Consider the following 16,465-nt stretch of genomic DNA (forward strand, 5'->3'; position numbering starts at 1 on the left):
CTCGTGGGGTGCGGCGGTTCAGCCGCCGTACTCGCAGAGACCGTTACACACGTACTGCCAGAACGAGCCGCAGCTCCTGTCGACGAACGAGCAGTTCTGGGACTTGTACTGACAGTAGTGTCGATCGGGGCAGTACTCGCTCTTGTTGGTGCATTCGCAGGCGGGTGGTGCGGATTCGGTGGCGCGGCGTTCCGTCGGCCCGAGTGTGGCGATCACGCGTCCTGCCTCGTCTTTTCCGAACGCTTCCCGCATTTTCCGGTCGACGTTCTCCGCCGCACGTGTCGGAGTGTTTTCCGGGGTGAAATTCACCGGATTGGCGGCGATTGCCTCGGCCTCGTCCAGTGCCTGCCGTTGTTCCGTGGAAAGATCGGGATTCTCGACACGGTAACGCTTGAGGTGATCGCTCCAGAACCGCGCCTTTCGCTCGGGTGAGGATTTCGCGTAGATCGCGCGCCGGTAGGGCATCGGGTAGCCGATGAGTTCGTCGTACCGCGCGGGGAGGTTGTTCGCGTTGGTCTCGGCCCAGCGCTGCGCTGCCGCACAGCGCTGTTCGGCCAGTGCGGAGGTCTTGCCGAAGAGCACGATCCCGGTCGCCAGCGCCGCGCCGCCGCCGAGGCGCAGGAAGCCCGCCCGGCCCAGGGTGCTGGACTCGGTGGATTCCAGTGGATGACCGTTCGCCTGCCTGCGCAGCACGCCGAGCGAGCGCAGCACACGTGTGGTGGAGCGAAAGCCCAGTCTGCGCAGCAGCGGCGGTGTCATCGCCGGGCCGGTCCAGGCTCGCGTTTCGGTCCGCTCGATCCGCAGCAGGGTGGGGACGTTCGGAGGGTGCTCGCCGAACTTCTCGTCGCGCCACTGCCGCACTTGCGGGTGGCCCAACGGCAGCACCTCGAGCTTTCCGTCACACGCTCGTGCTATTGTGTCGGAGATTTCTTGACATGTCGCACAGGATCCGTCGAAAGCCAGTATCCAACGCTGCTGTTCGCCACTCAATTCCGTGCCTCCCTGGGGTGGTTTCCGACATTCGGGTGAGTGCCTGTTGCCTTTCGGTTGGAGATATTATTGTGATCCGGTCGGAAGCAGTAGGGGATCGCTCGGAAATCATTCAATAGTGGTAGCCGATAACCGACCGCGCGACAAGTGACGATTTCTCAGGAATTTTCGAACCCTCCCCGACTCCGCGCGACGGTGTCTCACATCCGGTTTCCCGGTTCTCGCCGGGAGCCGCCGTGTCGTCGGTGGTGCGCAGTAGGCTTGCCGTGTTCGTCCCGGCACGAAGTGCGAGAACTCGGAGGTGAATGTGCCGGATCACGTGCCACCAGTGGCCGACTTACGGTTCTGGGGCAAGGAACGCGGCCTGGGCGGCGCCCGCTACCCGGTGGCGTGCCACGGGCTCGACGCGGCGGCGATGCTGCGCTGCCTGTGGCGGGAATACGTCTCGCCCGGCCTGCGGGCGCGGATAGCCGAACTCCTCGAACTGTCCGAGGACGAGGCCCGCCGACTGCTGGAGTTCTGGGCCGCCGCCCACGACATCGGCAAGATCACGCCCTCCTTCCAGTCCCAGGTGGAGATCCCTTCGGGCTACGACTCGGACGACGTGACCGCTCCCCACGACGAGGCCACGCAGCACGCGCTGTGCCCGTTGCTGATCGAACTCGATTATCCCAAGAGGTTCGCCAAGTGGGCGGCACAGCTGCTCGGCGGCCACCACGGTCGGTTCACCGAGCTCAACCGGGAGTGTCATTCCCAGGTGAAGGCTCGCGCCCTGGGGCTCGGCGAGGAGGAATGGGCACGGCAGCGCGCCGACACGCTGCGCGTCTGGCGGGCGGTACTCGAACCGCCCGTGCCCAGTAGTTTCGACACGGCCGCCGCGAACGTGGTCACCGGACTGGTGATACTCGCCGACTGGCTGGCGAGCCGGATTCCGTACGTGCTGAAACGGTTGCCGGACGTCCCGGAACGGGGCGACGTGTCGTCGCTGGGCTCGTTCTTCCACGGCTCGCTTGCCGAGGCGCCCGCCGTGGTGGCCGAGGCGGGACTCGCACCGCTGCGACTGCGTTCGGGTTCCTTCGCCGAGGAATTCCCCGAGTTCCCCGCCAACGAGCTGCAACGCGACATCGCCGAGCGGCTGCCGAGCTCGCTCGGCCCCGGCGGGCTGCTCATGATCTCCGCACCCACCGGTTTCGGCAAGACGGAGACGGCGCTGCACGCGGCACGCCGCATGTCCGAGGTCACGGGCACCTCCGGCCTGTTTTTCGCGCTGCCGACGATGGCCACCACCGAGCACATGTTCAAGCGCATCGCCCGATACGTGACCACGAGAGGGAGCGAGCCCAACTCGCAGGCGATGCTGCACGGCATGGCGTGGCTGAGCCCGGTGGAGGAGATGCTGCGCGAGGAGATGAGCCGTGCCTCGGTAAGCGGTGCGGACTCGACCCTGGTGCACTGCGCGGAATGGCTGCTGGGCGCCAAGCGCGGGCTGCTGGCCGGCGCCGGAGTGGGCACGATCGACCAGGCGCTGCTCTCGGTGCTTCCCACCAGGCACAACGCGCTGCGCATGTTCGCGCTGACCGGCAGGACCGTGGTGATCGACGAGGTGCACGCCTTCGACGAGTACATGCGGACCCTGCTGTACGTGCTGCTGCGCTGGCTCGGCTACTGGAACGTGCCCGTGGTGCTGCTCTCGGCCACGCTGCCCGCGCCGCTGGCCACCCAACTCGCCGCCGCCTACCGCGGCGACAGAGCGGGAACCGAGGAGCGGATCACGGTCCCCTATCCCGGTTGGGTCTACATCGGACACGGTGAGCCGGTTGTTCCGCGTCCGGTGCCGTTTCCCGACGAGCAGCGTCGGAGGTTGGCGGTGTCCTCCCGTGCCGTCGAGATCCGCGACGGTGAGCCGGACCGGATGCCCGTGCTGCGGCGGGCTCTTACGCCGTTGGTCGAGGACCGGGGAACCGCGCTGGTGCTGTGCAGCACGGTGGCGCACGCCCAGCGCACGTGGCGGCTGCTGCGCGAGCACCTCGAAGGCACCGGAGTGGAGCTGCGGCTGCTGCACGCCCGGTTCCCGATACACGTCCGCGAGTCCGTCACCGAGGAGCTCACAGCGCGGTTCGGCAAACCGACCGAGGAAGATCCGAAGGCGGGCAGAGTCCGGGAGCGTACGATCCTGGTCGCCACCCAGGTCGTGGAGCAGAGCCTCGACGTCGACTTCGACCTGGTGATAACCGATCTCGCGCCGGTCGAGCTGCTGTTGCAACGCGCGGGCAGGTCGCAACGGCACCCGGCGCTGAACCCGCTGCGGCCGGAGTGGGCCGATCCGAATCGCGGTGGGACGCGGGAACTCGTGGTGCTGACCTCGTGAAACGACAAGGGGCCGCCCGGGGCCTGGGCGGCGGTGTATCCCACCGCGAGCCTGGTTCGCGCGCACCGGTTGCTGGACGAGCACGCCGAGAGCGGCATCCTGGTGCCGGAGGACGTCCAGCGGTTGGTGGACCGGGGCAATCCGGCCGCCGGGGACAAGGGTGATCTCGAACTGATCCGTGATTTCGAGGAGGCGGAGACCCGCAGGCAGGCCGACGAGATGATCAAGCGCTCGGAGGGCAAGCGAGTGGGAATACCCCGGCCGCGCGGGTTCAAGGCATTGAACGAGTTGTCGGACGGGTTGCTTCCGGAGGAGAGGGCGAGCACGCGGTTCCAGGCCGATTCGGAGCGCGGGCTGCCGTACTTCGTGGGGGCTGACGGAGTGCCTCGGCTGGACGGGCCGGAAGGTCCTGCGTTGCCCCGGCCGAGCGACGGGAAGCTCTCCCGCGAGGAGTTGATTTCGGTGATGCGGCGTTCCGTGCCGATGCCGCGCGGGCCGTTGTCGTCGGTGCCGCCCGATCGGCTGCCGAGGTTGCCCCGGCCGTGGTGCGACATCTGGCCGCTTGGGGAGCTGGTGGCGCTGGAGCACCCCGTTTCCGAGCGTGGGAAGGCCGCTCCGGCGCGGGTCGGCGAGCGGATGTTGTGGTTGGACGACGATGTCGGGCTGGAGGAGGTGGCGGAGTGAACTCGATCGCGCCCGTCGTCCGGGTTCGATCCTTCGATGTGGTCTTCGGATCGGGTGGTTCCCCGTTGGCACGGCGCTTTGAAAACGTGCGGCGGGGGTTGTAACGTCGCAGTTCGCAGAGGGTGCTCTCCACGTGTGTGGAGGTGGACCGCGGGCCCAGGATGAGAAAATCCGCGCGCTGATGTGCTCTCCACGTGCGTGGAGGTGGACCGTCACGGTTATCACGGCATGATAGCCAAGCGGTGACCAGACTGGATTCTCGGAACGGACCGACGACTTGAGTGATCCCGCCACCGATTCGGGAAGCCGTCGACGAATGCTCGGACGAGCCGCGTATCACTGTCGTCATCAGCTCATTCGGCTAAGGTGGTGATGATGAAAGCGAAATGGCTGTTCGTGTTCGGTCTGGCCGGAATGACCGTGTCGGCTTCCGCGTTGATGTTGCTCATACCGTCGCTGTTCGACTCGGGCGAGCAGGGCAACTTCTGGGGTATTGGGGTGCTCGCGTGTCTCGCCGTGGTCTTCGCGGTGGGGATGTTGTACTGGCGTCCATCGACTTCGAGTTCGGACGGCGGATAGCCCCCGGGCTGGCCCCGTGAAGGTCGTGGCAGAGCCCAGAGATCCCGCTGAGCGGCGCTCTCTGCGGGGGTGGAGGCGTCCGTGAGTGTCTGTGAGGCTGTTCGTGCCTCTTCGAGTTTCGCACTGGTTTGAAACCATGGAACGTGCTCTGGAGGTTCGGTTCTCCGACCTGGTCAACCAGCCCAAGGACACGCTCGCCAAGCTCGATGCGAGCCGTAGCCGTCATCTGTGGCTGCGCTGCCGTGACGACGAGGACCTGGTGCTGACCACCGCTGCCCGGGCCGAGCAGGAGAACGAGGTCGTCTCGGCCACCGAACCTCTCGACAACGTATGAGCGGTGGCGGAACCCGACGTAAGCAGCGAGTCGCCCCACCAGCGGCGCAGGATCAGTGGGAGATTCGGTGCGGTACCAGTGAGGCCGGTAAAGGCTGGGACGAACTGTGTCAACAGGCTCCTGCGAGGGGCGCGAACTGCCCGCGTGGCAGATCGAAGTCACCAGCGGTGGACGCGTTTGGTATCTCCTCGACGAACAGCGCCGCACCGTGTGGCTCACTCACGCCGGTACGGGACACCCCAAGACGACCGAGTAGCCGTGTCGTCCACCACGTCATGGACGCTGGCACGAGACGGTCTCGTGGTCCACACGAGATTCCGCTTTGGTTAGCCTCCGGCTAGATGCCGTTGAAGGTGATTTTTCGGATGGCTGGGTAACTCGATGTAGTGTTCGCTCATGCGGTGTTGCCAGGAAGCTGGTTCGTGACGCAAGGAGGTTTCTCGTTGGTTTGGCGGTGTGAAAACGTGCGGCGGCGGTTGTAACGTCGCAGGTCGCAGAGGGTGCTCTCCACGGGCGTGGAGGTGAACCGCTCATCTCCTGCGTCTGGTGCCTCGGGGTGTGGTGCTCTCCACGTGCGTGGAGGTGGAACGGCACGGTTACACGGCGTGATAGTCAAGCGCTGTGCTCGCCTCATCCAAGCAGAAGGTCTGCGGGAGAAGAACTCGCGCGGTCGGGTGGTTTCTGGCTGGTCAGGGGTGCGGTGCGGTTGGTGGTGTTGGCATACTTCGTGCTGTGTTCTGGATGAATTCGGAGACTCTGGCGGTCGAGCGTGACGCGGACGATGTTCGGGAGGCGTTGCGGTTGTACGGCGAGCCGGATGAGCTCATGAAGTTCGATCTGGAGCGGGAGTACGGGTTCACCGAGGAGCGGTTCACGGAGTGGTGGGCCACTGCCACCAGTGCCGCGAACCCGCCGACCGAGCGCGACAGGGAGATGATGCGCCGCCTGTTCGAGGACGGCGACGACACTGGTTTCTACATCCAGAATGACGACGGAAGTTTCACACTGCAGTGACGGCTCAATACCTCATTCGCTGGAGCGAACACGCGAGTCAGACGTTCAGAGATCTTCCGCGATCAACCCAGAACGCGATCAGAAAATGTACGAACGAACTCTGCGTCGATCCGCACACGGGAACCTATGACAAAGGTCGTTACCAGTGGAAGACTGCCTTTGACGGTGGTTTGGTCATGTACACCGTTGGTGAACGGATGTTGTTGATCGACGTGCTGCGCATCACCGCGCTCTGAGGTATCGCGAGGAGCCCCAGCACCGCGTTCGTGGGACTGTGCGTGATGTTCGGTGGGAACCATCGAGGTCCGGTGTGGTTCGGTTCCGGTGAAGTATCGCGGGAATTGGTGTGCCCGGTCTCCTGTGGCTGGTTCGTGGATACTGTGGTGCGGTCCGGCCGTTGGCCTGTGATCGTGGGTGGAGGTTTCTCGTTGGTTTGGCGGTGTGAAAACGTGCAGCGAGGGTTGTAACGTCGCAGGTCGCAGAGGGTGCTCTCCACGGGCGTGGAGGTGAACCGACGTACAGGAGTGCCTACGTCTCCTCCTCCGGGTGCTCTCCACGGGCGTGGAGGTGAACCGAACACGTCCCGCTTCCTGCGGGCCGTCCGCGAGTGCTCTCCACGTGCGTGGAGGTGGACCGCCCTGTGAGCGAGGACCGCGCGCGGGGACTAACGTTGCCCCGTAAGTAGTGGGAGCCTCGAAGGGGACGCCGTGAGTCAGAGCCAGTTCGTGCATCTTCACGTGCACACCGAGTTTTCGATGCTGGACGGTGCGGCCAAGCATGACAAGCTGTTCAGCGAGGTCGCTCGGCTGGAGCAGCCCGCTGTGGCTATGACCGATCACGGCAACATGTTCGGCGCGCACAGCTTCTACACTCGGGCGCAGAAGGCCGGGGTCAAGCCGATCATCGGGATCGAAGCCTACGTGGCTCCCGCCAGTCGTCATCACAAGAAGCCGGTGTTCTGGGGTAGCCGGGCGACCGGGAAGAAGGACGCTGACGACAAGGAAGTCGGCGGGGACGTCTCCGGCGGCGGTGCCTACACGCACATGACGTTGCTCGCGCAGAACTCGACCGGGCTGCGCAACCTGTTCACGCTGTCGAGCATAGCCAGCTTCGAGGGGTTCTTCCGCAAGCCGCGGATGGATCGGGAGCTGATCAGCCAGTACTCCGAGGGGATCATCGCCACGAGCGGGTGCCTGGCGGGCGAGGTGCTCACCCGGCTGCGGCTGGGTCAGAAACAGGAAGCGTTGCAGGCGGCCTCGGACTACCGCGACATTTTCGGGCAGGACCGGTTCTTCATCGAGGTCATGGACCACGAGATCGAGATGGAGCGTGGTATCCGGCCGGAACTGCTCGACATCGCCAACCGGCTGGGGCTGCGGACGGTGGCCACCAACGACAGCCACTACGTCACCGATGACCAGGCCGGTCACCACGATGCGCTGCTGTGCCTGCAAACCAAGGCGACACTGGCGGACACGAACCGGTTCCAGTTCCAGGGCGGCGGGTACCACATCAAATCCGCCGAGGACATGCGCGATTACTGGGACTCCGAAGTCCCGGGGGCGTGCGATGCCACGCTGGCGATCACCGAGATGGTCGAGGACTACGAGGAAGCGTTCGCCGAGACCAACCGGATGCCGCAGGCGAAGATCGAGCCGGGGCGAACCGAGGAAGAGGTACTGCGGGAGGAGATCGAAAGCTACATCCCCTCACGCTTTCCCGAGGGGTTGACCCAGCGGTACCGCGAGCAGTTGGACTGGGAACTGAAGGTCATCACCGAGAAGGGCTTCAGCTCCTACTTCCTGGTGGTCGGCGACATGGTGCGCTGGGCCAAGGAGCAGGGCATCCGGGTCGGTCCCGGGCGAGGCAGCGCGGCCGGGGCGCTGCTGAGCTACATCCTGCACATCATCGACCTCGACCCCATCAAGCACGAGCTGCTGTTCGAACGGTTCCTCAACCCCGAGCGCAACTCCCCACCGGACATCGACATCGACTTCGATGAACGCCGCCGCGAGGAAGTCATCGCCTACGCCAAGGACAAGTACGGCGAGGAGAACTTCGCGAAGGTCATCACCTACGGCACTATCAAGACGAAGGCGGCGTTCAAGGACGCGGCGCGGGTGCATCTGGGCCAGCCCGGTTTCGCGGTCGCCGATCAGTTCTCCAAAGCGCTGCCCGCCCCCGCCGAGGCCGAGGACATTCCGCTGTCGGGCATCGTCGACCCGGAGCACGAACGCTACCCGGAGGCATCCGAAGCGCGGGCGCTGATCGAGAACGACGAGACGATGGCCAAGATCTTCGAGACCGCCCGAGGGCTCGAAGGACTTGTCCGCAACGCCGGGGTGCACGCCTGCGCGCACATCATCAGCCGTGAGCCGCTGTTGGACGTGCTGCCGTTGTGGAAGCGCGACGACGGCGAGATCATCACCGGCTGGGACGGGCCGCAGTGTGAGGCCGTCGGTCTGCTGAAGATCGATATTCTCGGCCTGAACTTCATGACGATCATCGACGACACCGTCAAGATGATCAAGGCCAACCACGGTGTCGAGATCGAGCCGCTGTCGCTGCCGCTGGATGACTCCGGCACGTTCGACACGCTGGCGAGTGGTGACAGTCTGGGCCTGTTCCAGATCGAAGGCGGCGGGATGCAGACGCTGCTGAAGCGGATGCGGCCGAGTGGGTTCGACGACCTCGTGGCCTGCGTATCGCTGTATCGACCCGGCCCGATGGACGTCAACGCGCACCTGGACTACGCCGACCGCAAGAACGGGCGCAAGCAGGTCGAGGCGATTCACCCCGAGCTGGCCGACGCGCTGGAGCCCATCCTCGGCGACACCTACGGGCTGATCGTGTACCAGGAGCAGGTGATGCGAATCGCCCAGCAGCTCGCCGGGTACACGCTCGGACAAGCGGATTCGCTGCGCAAGGCGATGGGCAAGAAGAAGAAGGACGTCATTGCCGCGGAGCACCCCAAGTTCCTCAGCGGGATGGAAGAACGCGGGTTCACCCGCGACTCCGCGCAGGCGTTGTGGGATGTGATCCTGCCGTTCGCGGGATACGCGTTCAACAAGTCGCACGCGGCGGCCTACGGGCTGGTGTCGTACTGGAGCGGCTACCTCAAGACGCACTACCCGGCCGACTACATGGCCGCGCTGCTGACCGCGTTCTCGCACAACAAGGACAAAACAGCGGCGTACCTGTCGGAATGCCGCCGGATGGGGATCACCGTGCTGCCGCCGGATGTGACCGAATCCGGGGTGATGTTCAGCGCCACCCCGGACGGGCGGATCCGCGTCGGGCTCGGAGCGGTCCGCAACGTCGGCACCGGCGTAGCCGAGAGCATCATCGCCGCCCGCAATGAGACCGACTCCGGCACGTTCACCGGATTCGCGGACTTCCTGTCCAAGGTGCCGCCGCACGTGTGCCAGAAACGCGTCGTGGAATCCCTGACGAAAGCGGGCGCGTTCGACGAGCTCGGCTACACCCGCCAAGGGCTCACGGCGGTGCACGAGGACGCGGTCGAAGCGATGACGAGCCTGAAGAAGTCCGAGTCGCTCGGCCAGTTCGACCTGTTCGGCGGCGGCAACGACGCCGCCGCCGAGGAAGCCAGCCCGCTGGCGCATCTCGCGATCGACGACGAGGAGTGGCCGCGCAAGCAGAAACTCGCCTACGAACGCGAGATGCTGGGACTCTACGTCTCGGCCCACCCCCTCGACGGAGCCGAGGGGATTCTGCGCAAACACGCCAAACCCATCGCCACACTGAAGAACGAGGCACCCGCCGAAGGGGAGGTCCACGTGGCGGGGCTGATCACCAACGTGGACAAGCGGGTGAACAAGAAGGGTGAGCCGTGGGCGATCGTCACGGTCGAGGACTACGACTCCTCGATCGAGGCGCTGTTCTTCCCCAAGTCCTACTCGGTGGTCGGCGAGGAGCTGGTCACCGACAGCGCCGTGGCGGTCAAGGGGCGCGTGAACTATCGGGACGAGACCATGTCGATCTTCGCGGACGGGCTGGTCACCCTCGACATCACCTCGGCGGAACACGACCCCACCCCCGTCGCGGAACGGGGCGGGGCGTTCGTGCTGCGGGCCGACGCGTTCAAGCTCGACAAGGAGACGGCGCTGGACCTGCGCACCAGCCTGCGGGCGCACGCCGGATCGACCCCGGTGCGGGTGATCGTGGCCGGAACCCGCGAGGGAAGGGTGGAACTCCCCGACTACCCGGTCGAGATCTCCCCCGGGCTCATGGGCGAGATCAAGGGGCTGCCCGGAATCACCGTGCAATCCGCCGGATGAGCTGTCGAGAACGGGGCTGCCCGCGTTGTGTGGGCAGCCCCGTCGTGGGTCGTGCGCGGTTCAGCGGGGTATCGACCCCGTCCCGTTGCGCGAATCGCAGTGATCGTCGCGACGACGATCCCACCCGTTACCGTCGCGGTCCGGGCACGTCAGCGTATCCGTCATCAGTTCTCGCCGCTTCCGGAACAGGTCGCGCAGTCCGGATCATTTCCGGAGCAGTTCGGGCAGGGCTCGCCTTCCATACCCATGACAGATTCTCCTTACCCGTAACGATCGCTGTTCGTACGTGTCGCGGACAGGCCAGCTGATCGAACCTGCCGTGGTGCTGATCCCCTGACGTTCATCGACGTTATTCACGGGTGGGACGATCACGGTCACCCGAATGGCAGTCGCGGCGGCGCCGACGTGATGCGGGAACGACCGGAACCCAAGACCGCCGAGCGGGACTTTTCGCGTCTTCGGCTACTGTGGCTGGACGTAGTGCGAAGGGAATGGGTGGATACTTCCCTGGATCAGGGCGCGTTGCCGGCGCTGCGATGACTCATGACCGGAATCGGGTGAGAAGTACCGAACTCGCATTCGAGGTGCGTTATCCCGATGTCGCGATGGCGTGAGAATGTGCGGCGGCGGCTTTGACATCGCGGGTCGCGGAAGTGCTCTCCACGTGCGTGGAGGTGGAGCGGCACGGTTACACGGCGTGATAGTCAAGCGCTTTGCTCGCCTCATCCAAGCAGAAGATCTGCGGGAGAAGAACTCGCGCGGTCGGGTGATTCCTGGCTGATCAGGGGTGCGGGGCGGTTGATGGTGTCGGCATACTCCGGGGCATGTTCCGGATGAATTCTGGGCCCCTGGTGGTCGAGCGTGACCTGGACGACATTCGGGAAGCGTTGCGGTTGTACGGCGAGCCGGATGAGCTCATGAAGTTCGATCTGGAGCGGGAGTACGGGTTCACCGAGGAGCGGTTCACGGAGTGGTGGGCCACTGCCACCAGTGCCGCCAATCCGCCGACCGAGCGTGACCGGGAAATGATGCGCCGCCTGTTCGAGGAAGGCGACGAAACCGGATTCTCGGAACGGATCGACGACTTGAGTGATCCCACCACCCCCCCGATTTGGTTGCGGCACTGATGGCTCGATACACGATTCGCTGGGGCGAACAAGCCGATCGGACTTACAACGACCTCCCGTCACGGATCCAAAGAGTTGTCGACGAACGATTGGACGAGCTGCGCGTCGAACCGCGCACCGGAACTTACGACAAAGGTCGTGACCAGTGGAAAGCCGCTTTCCACGGTGGTTTGGTCATGTACACCGTCGGCGAGCGGATGTTGTTGATCGACGTGCTGCGCATTACCGCGCTCTGAGGTTTCGCGAGGATTTTCGGCACGGCACTCGCGGGTTTGTGCGGGATGCTCAGGGATGAGCTCGCCGAAGTCCGGTGTGGTTCGGTTCTGTTGAAGAGTCACGGAAATTGGTCGGGTCCGGTGTCGTGTAGTCGGTTCGTGGATACTGTGGTGCTGTCCGGCCGTTGGCTTGTGATCGTGGGCGGAGGCGTCTCGTTGGTTTGGCGGTGTGAAAACGTGCAGCGAGGGTTGTAATGTCGCAGGTCGCAGAGGGTGCTCTCCACGTGCGTGGAGGCGACCTCCGAATTCCTTCGGACCGCTCGTGCGTCCGCTGCCGTGAGGGACGCTGTGAATTTCGCGGGAAATCGACAGGGGCGGCTCTGATTCGGCTCAGCCGGGACGGTGGTGCACGTACTCGATGATCGAGTCGTCCGGATGTCGTACCGTCACCCCACTGCCCACCGGGGCGCGGAACGGCTGCTGCACCAGTTCCGCACCTTCCGCGCGCAGTCGTGCCAGGTAGGGCTCGATGTCCGGCACGAGCAGCGTCCCGACCGTGGCGCGGAACGGTTGCAGCGCTTCCGCCGAACCGCCGATGAGCAGGAAGCCTCCCACGGCGGTCAGCGTCAGGTTCTTCTCCGGATAGGGCATGACCATGTCCCGCCGGAGCCCCAGCACCCTCTCGTACCACGAGGTGGTCGCTTCGAGATCGGCGATATCCACGAAGACTCTCACGAACGTTCTCGGCTGCTGAAGGGCGCGGGAATCCGTGAGTTCACGCCAGAGTTGATCGAGCAAAAGGATTCCTTCGGTTGGCTTCCGGCTCGGACACCCCGAGCCTCCTGCCGTGAACCGCAGTCAGCCAGCGGCCGATTCGTACTGTTACCGACACTGACAGGCTCATGGAACGTGGAGGGGCGATGCCCGCTACGACGATCCGACGCGAACTAGGTGCGTTCCTGCGGGCCGCGCGCGCTCAGCTCACCCCGGCCGATCTCGGACTGAGCGTGCACGGCAGTCGCCGGGTCCGTGGCCTGCGACGCGAAGAAGTCGCTGCCGTCTCCGGGATCGGGTTGTCGTGGTACACCTGGCTGGAACAAGGCAGGGTCGCCACCTCGCGGCAGGTGCTCGACGCGTTGGCGAGCACGCTGCGGCTGGGTGAACAGCAACACCGGCACGTGCTCGTGTTGGGTGGATTCCAGCCTGAACCCCAGGAAAGTACCGATTCCGCCCGGCTTTCGGCGTTGCTGGCCGAGTGGGCGCGGAGCCCGGCGCTGCTGCTCGACCACCGGTTCGACGTGCACGCGGTCAACGAGGTGCACCACGTGGTGTGGCAGCTCATTCCCGAGGTGCGGGAAGGAACGAACCTGCTGCTCGCGATGGCGACCGAGCCAGACTGGCGCGACGTGCTCGTCGACGAGCGGGACACGCTGTACGAACTCTTCCTGCGTTTCCGAGCTCAGGCGGACCTACACCCCACCGACCCGAGATGCCACGAGGTGCTGCGAACGCTGCGGAACAGCCGCCCCGACCTGGCTCACTACTGGGAGTGCCGCGACGTCCGCGATTCCGGAACATGGCCGGTGGTCGTCACCGATGGGAGCGGAGGCAGGCCGCGATTCGACTTCACGCTGCTGCGTACCGATGGGGCGTCCGGCTCGCTGCTCGTGCAGGTGCCGGGTAACGATGAAACCCGGGAGTGGGTGCGCGGGCGAATTTCACCGGGCGAGGTTCAAAACGTGCGGCGGCGGTTGTAACACCGCGGTTCGCGAAGGTGCTCTCCACGTGTGTGGAGGTGGACCGTCGATCCCCGCGAGGATTCCTCCTATGTGGTGGTGCTCTCCACGTGTGTGGAGGTGACCCGGGTTTGCCGCAGGCGCTTCCCGCGCCGAGCCTGTCATTTCTCCACCGGCCTTGTGCTGCCTCGGGAGGCCCTCTCACCCTCAGCCAGTCAACCCCTCAACCGCGTTCGTGCCACCGAAGAGGCGGCGGACGACTCGGGAAAACCGTGACGGGTCCGCTGTCCGATAGGGGAGTGTGCGGTACGCGAGGGACGGACTCGTGGCAGGGCGAGCGAGGGTGTTCGGGACGACTCCCGTCGACACGCCACGGCCACGAGTGTTGTTCGCCGGCCGCACTGCGTCGTCGGTGTGGACGGAGATTCGACATGGTGACTGTCAGGGTGGACGGCTTGCGAGCGCGATACGGCGGGAAGCTCGCGCTGGACGGGGTAAACCTGCGTATGGGGACGGGCATCCACGGTTTGCTCGGACCCAACGGTGCGGGAAAGACCACACTGATGCGCACGCTGGCGACAGTGGCACGACCGAGTGAGGGCAGCGTTGAGCTGCTCGGGCATGACACCGCGGAACAGGACGGCCGGAAGCGAGTGCGTCGGCGGTTGGGATACCTGCCCCAAACATTCGGTTACTACCCGGGATTCACCGTGGCCGAGTTCGTGGAGTATATGGCCTGGCTCAAGGAAGTGCCCAAGGACCGTGTGCCGGAGGCGGTCGAGCGTGCGATCGAGCGGGTCGGTCTGGCCGATCGGGTGGGCTCCAAACTGAGGAAACTCTCCGGAGGAATGCTGCGTCGCGCGGGGATCGCACAAGCGATCGTCAATGACCCGGAGCTGCTGTTGCTCGACGAGCCGACGGCCGGACTCGATCCGGAGCAACGGGTGGAGTTCCGGGAACTGCTGCGTGACATCGGCTCGACCAACACCGTCGTCGTCAGCACACACCTGGTCGAAGACGTCTCCATCGCCTGCGACGAAGTCACCCTGTTCGACAGCGGGAAGCTGATTTTCCGTGGAACACCGAACGAATTGGCCGAGTTCGGCACTTCCGAGGCGGATGACGCCCGCGGCGGGGACACCGCTCTGGAACGCGGCTACACCGCGGCGCTGCGCGCCTCCCGGGAAAGGACGGTGGCATGACCGCACGTGTGCTTTGGCACGAGATTCGCCGTAGCGGCCTGCCGCTCTGGATCACTCCGCTGTTGCTTCTCGTCTCGGGACTGGTGTTCACCCGGACTCTGCTGCGGACGGGAGGACAGCGTTTGGAGTGGGCCACCTCGATTTTCTACGACATGACGCCGATGGTCGTGCTGGCCAGCACACTGGCTTTGGCGGTCGCGGCGTGGCGGGCCGGGCGTGAACGCCGAAGAGGCGTAGCTGAACTGATCGAATCCACTCCGCGCGCACGTTCGCAGCGTGCGTTGCTCTCCTGGATTTCCGTGACGATCTGGCCCGTCGTTTCCTGCTTGCCCGCCGTAGTGGCATTCGGGTCGCTCAGCCGCGAGGCGGTTTCCGGTCCACCACTGTTCGGGGTACTGACCGCGGCTGTCTCCACAGTGGTCGCCTACGCCGCGCTCGGTTTCGCCGTAGGTACTTTTGTTCCCGGCAGACTCACGACTCCGGTGGCTGGTGTCGTCTCCTTCGTTGTCATGATCGCTCTCGGCTCGTGGGTACCCCACGGTTTGCTGTCCGTTGTTCCGCAGCCCACCTACGGCACCATCGCGACCAATCGTTCCGGTGTCGGACTCTGGGATCGACCGGTGTGGTGGTTCGCACCCGCTGCCGCGCTGTGGTTCGTGGCGCTGACTGTCGCGCTGCTGGTAGTGGCTACGGCGCGACGTCGCCCGCTCGCGGTAGTGCCGTCAGTACTCGCGGTGCTCCTCGCGATCCCGTTGACGCAAACCCAGGTTTGGCGTATCGACACCGCGAGCCCGCTGTTGAGCTGCAGTGACGGCAGTGTGCGTGTTTGCGTGCCGAACGAGATCGGTGTGGCTCCGAACGCTGTGGCCGCCTCGACGAAACCGGTCCGAGCACGTCTGGCCGACCTTCCCACCGTCGCCCCGCTGGGAGCCGTCGATTCGAGTTCAGCCAGTGCGTATGTCTGGCCGCAGAACTGTCGTGCTTACTTGGAACGGATCAGCTGCAATTCGCCGCGTCCTTCGACGGCCGGTGAGAAGCTCGCCGAGCGAATTTCCGGCTGGCAGTGTTCGTCATCGTCCTCACCGGGAACACCCATGTACACCTCTCCGGCGCCGCGATTGGAACGCGGAGTGCGGGACTGGCTGCTCGGGCGGACGGGTGATTCCGCGTCCGGGATCGTCCGACACCTCGCCACGCTTCCCGACGACGAACGACACGAATGGCTGAGCCGCTATCTGCTCGCCGCTGAGCGGTGTGACGTTTCCGCTGTCACGGGATTGCGGGGTTCCTGATGGTGTCCGGGCGTTTTCTGCGGTTGTATCTCCGGTCCCGGAATATCCCCGCTGTGGTCGGAGGAATGGTTTCGCTGCTCGTTCTCAGCGGTTGGAACGGGCAGTGGTTGGGGTGGACTCTACCGAGAGTCGTCCTGATGTTCGTGGTGGTGCTCGCGGCGGTTCTGCTGGCAGGCAGTTTCGCCACGCCGAGTCCGGAGCTCGATGCCGGTGCCGTTGTGCCGTGGTGGCGGTGGCATCTCGGGCATGCTCTGGTGGGCATCGCCGGATGTGGGGTGTCGCTGGCGCTCGCGGTGTTCGTGCATCGGCACGGCACGCCGGGTCTCGATCTCGCCGTGCTGCGCGATCTTCTCGGCTTCAGCGGGTTGGCGCTGTTGACGGGTGCGTCGCTCGGAGTTCGGTTGTCCTGGACAGTTCCGTTCGTCTACGCCCTCGTCGTATGGGTTTTCTCCTCGGTGACCGCTCCCTGGGGCAGAGTGCTCCTGTGGCCAGTGCTGTCCCCGACAGCGGAGGTTTCCTGGTGGGCCGCCATCGGGTGCTGCGGCATGGGCACCACGCTCATCGCCGTTCGCGGTACGACACCGGAGATCAGGCAGTGAGCGTCCCGCGAAAACCACGACGGATAT

At 65.1% G+C, this 16,465-nt stretch carries 15 protein-coding genes; 13 read left to right on the forward strand and 2 right to left on the reverse strand.

Annotated features, from left to right (window positions below):
• Window positions 1-18 precede the first annotated feature (18 nt).
• Entirely contained in the window at window positions 19-876 is an 858-nt protein-coding gene (locus tag BM394_RS04805) for a bacteriocin fulvocin C-related protein (protein ID WP_139235132.1), read from the reverse strand.
• 442 nt (window positions 877-1,318) lie between these two features.
• On the opposite strand from BM394_RS04805, the gene cas3 reads away from it, so the two are divergent.
• The 9 genes from cas3 (at window position 1,319) to BM394_RS22690 (ending at window position 11,630) form a co-directional block, all read left to right on the forward strand.
• Entirely contained in the window at window positions 1,319-3,358 is a 2,040-nt protein-coding gene (cas3, locus tag BM394_RS04810) for a CRISPR-associated helicase Cas3' (RefSeq protein WP_217643351.1), read from the forward strand.
• A gap of 33 nt (window positions 3,359-3,391) precedes the next feature.
• Window positions 3,392-4,042, forward strand: a complete 651-nt coding sequence (locus tag BM394_RS22975; protein ID WP_217643352.1) for a hypothetical protein — start codon at window positions 3,392-3,394, stop codon at window positions 4,040-4,042.
• A gap of 375 nt (window positions 4,043-4,417) precedes the next feature.
• Window positions 4,418-4,621: a hypothetical protein gene (locus tag BM394_RS04815; protein ID WP_092975069.1), complete on the forward strand. Its 204-nt coding sequence runs from the start codon at window positions 4,418-4,420 to the stop codon at window positions 4,619-4,621.
• Window positions 4,622-4,757: 136 nt separating this feature from the next.
• A complete protein-coding gene (locus tag BM394_RS04820; protein ID WP_092974360.1) occupies window positions 4,758-4,955 on the forward strand; it encodes a hypothetical protein in 198 nt (65 codons plus the stop codon).
• 741 nt (window positions 4,956-5,696) lie between these two features.
• Window positions 5,697-5,969: a hypothetical protein gene (locus BM394_RS04830; RefSeq protein ID WP_139235133.1), complete on the forward strand. Its 273-nt coding sequence runs from the start codon at window positions 5,697-5,699 to the stop codon at window positions 5,967-5,969.
• Window positions 5,966-6,205 carry a type II toxin-antitoxin system RelE family toxin gene (locus tag BM394_RS04835; RefSeq protein WP_092974365.1) on the forward strand — a complete coding sequence of 80 codons (240 nt, stop codon included), beginning with the start codon at window positions 5,966-5,968 and terminating at the stop codon, window positions 6,203-6,205. Before BM394_RS04830 ends, BM394_RS04835 begins: the two co-directional genes overlap by 4 nt.
• A gap of 471 nt (window positions 6,206-6,676) precedes the next feature.
• Window positions 6,677-10,267 (forward strand): DNA polymerase III subunit alpha, encoded by a 3,591-nt coding sequence (dnaE, locus tag BM394_RS04840; protein WP_092974368.1) that lies wholly within the window; start codon window positions 6,677-6,679, stop codon window positions 10,265-10,267.
• A gap of 833 nt (window positions 10,268-11,100) precedes the next feature.
• Complete coding sequence (locus BM394_RS04845) at window positions 11,101-11,394, forward strand: hypothetical protein (protein ID WP_139235134.1); 294 nt, start codon at window positions 11,101-11,103, stop codon at window positions 11,392-11,394.
• Between the two features lie 89 nt (window positions 11,395-11,483).
• A complete protein-coding gene (locus BM394_RS22690; RefSeq protein ID WP_175529962.1) occupies window positions 11,484-11,630 on the forward strand; it encodes a hypothetical protein in 147 nt (48 codons plus the stop codon).
• 369 nt (window positions 11,631-11,999) lie between these two features.
• Here BM394_RS22690 and BM394_RS04850 read toward each other — a convergent pair whose 3' ends face one another.
• The gene (locus BM394_RS04850; RefSeq protein ID WP_217643353.1) at window positions 12,000-12,344 is read right to left on the reverse strand and encodes a VOC family protein; all 345 of its coding nucleotides are present in this window, start codon (window positions 12,342-12,344) and stop codon (window positions 12,000-12,002) included.
• A 185-nt stretch (window positions 12,345-12,529) separates the two neighbouring features.
• Here BM394_RS04850 and BM394_RS04855 point away from each other — a divergent pair, with 185 nt between their 5' ends.
• The 4 genes from BM394_RS04855 to BM394_RS04870 all read left to right on the forward strand — a co-directional run bounded on the left by BM394_RS04855 (window position 12,530) and on the right by BM394_RS04870 (window position 16,438).
• On the forward strand, window positions 12,530-13,366 hold the full coding sequence (locus BM394_RS04855; RefSeq protein ID WP_175529963.1) for a helix-turn-helix transcriptional regulator: 837 nt from the start codon (window positions 12,530-12,532) through the stop codon (window positions 13,364-13,366).
• A gap of 410 nt (window positions 13,367-13,776) precedes the next feature.
• Window positions 13,777-14,547 (forward strand): ABC transporter ATP-binding protein, encoded by a 771-nt coding sequence (locus tag BM394_RS04860; RefSeq protein WP_175529964.1) that lies wholly within the window; start codon window positions 13,777-13,779, stop codon window positions 14,545-14,547.
• Window positions 14,544-15,839 carry an ABC transporter permease gene (locus BM394_RS04865; RefSeq protein ID WP_092974380.1) on the forward strand — a complete coding sequence of 432 codons (1,296 nt, stop codon included), beginning with the start codon at window positions 14,544-14,546 and terminating at the stop codon, window positions 15,837-15,839. Before BM394_RS04860 ends, BM394_RS04865 begins: the two co-directional genes overlap by 4 nt.
• Before the next feature lie 53 nt (window positions 15,840-15,892).
• A complete protein-coding gene (locus BM394_RS04870; protein WP_139235135.1) occupies window positions 15,893-16,438 on the forward strand; it encodes a hypothetical protein in 546 nt (181 codons plus the stop codon).
• Window positions 16,439-16,465 lie beyond the last annotated feature (27 nt).

The organism is Actinopolyspora lacussalsi subsp. righensis, assembly GCF_900116555.1.
Taxonomy (GTDB): Bacteria; Actinomycetota; Actinomycetes; order Mycobacteriales; family Pseudonocardiaceae; genus Actinopolyspora; species Actinopolyspora lacussalsi.

Excerpts from the sequence above, each read along its gene's own strand:
- BM394_RS04860 (WP_175529964.1), top strand. The coding sequence starts at position 13,777 with ATGGTGACTGTCAGGGTGGACGGCTTGCGAGCGCGATACGGCGGGAAG.
- BM394_RS04865 (WP_092974380.1), top strand. The coding sequence starts at position 14,544 with ATGACCGCACGTGTGCTTTGGCACGAGATTCGCCGTAGCGGCCTGCCG.
- BM394_RS04845 (WP_139235134.1), top strand. The coding sequence starts at position 11,101 with ATGAATTCTGGGCCCCTGGTGGTCGAGCGTGACCTGGACGACATTCGG.
- BM394_RS04815 (WP_092975069.1), top strand. The coding sequence starts at position 4,418 with ATGAAAGCGAAATGGCTGTTCGTGTTCGGTCTGGCCGGAATGACCGTG.
- BM394_RS04830 (WP_139235133.1), top strand. The coding sequence starts at position 5,697 with ATGAATTCGGAGACTCTGGCGGTCGAGCGTGACGCGGACGATGTTCGG.
- BM394_RS04855 (WP_175529963.1), top strand. The coding sequence starts at position 12,530 with ATGCCCGCTACGACGATCCGACGCGAACTAGGTGCGTTCCTGCGGGCC.
- BM394_RS04820 (WP_092974360.1), top strand. The coding sequence starts at position 4,758 with ATGGAACGTGCTCTGGAGGTTCGGTTCTCCGACCTGGTCAACCAGCCC.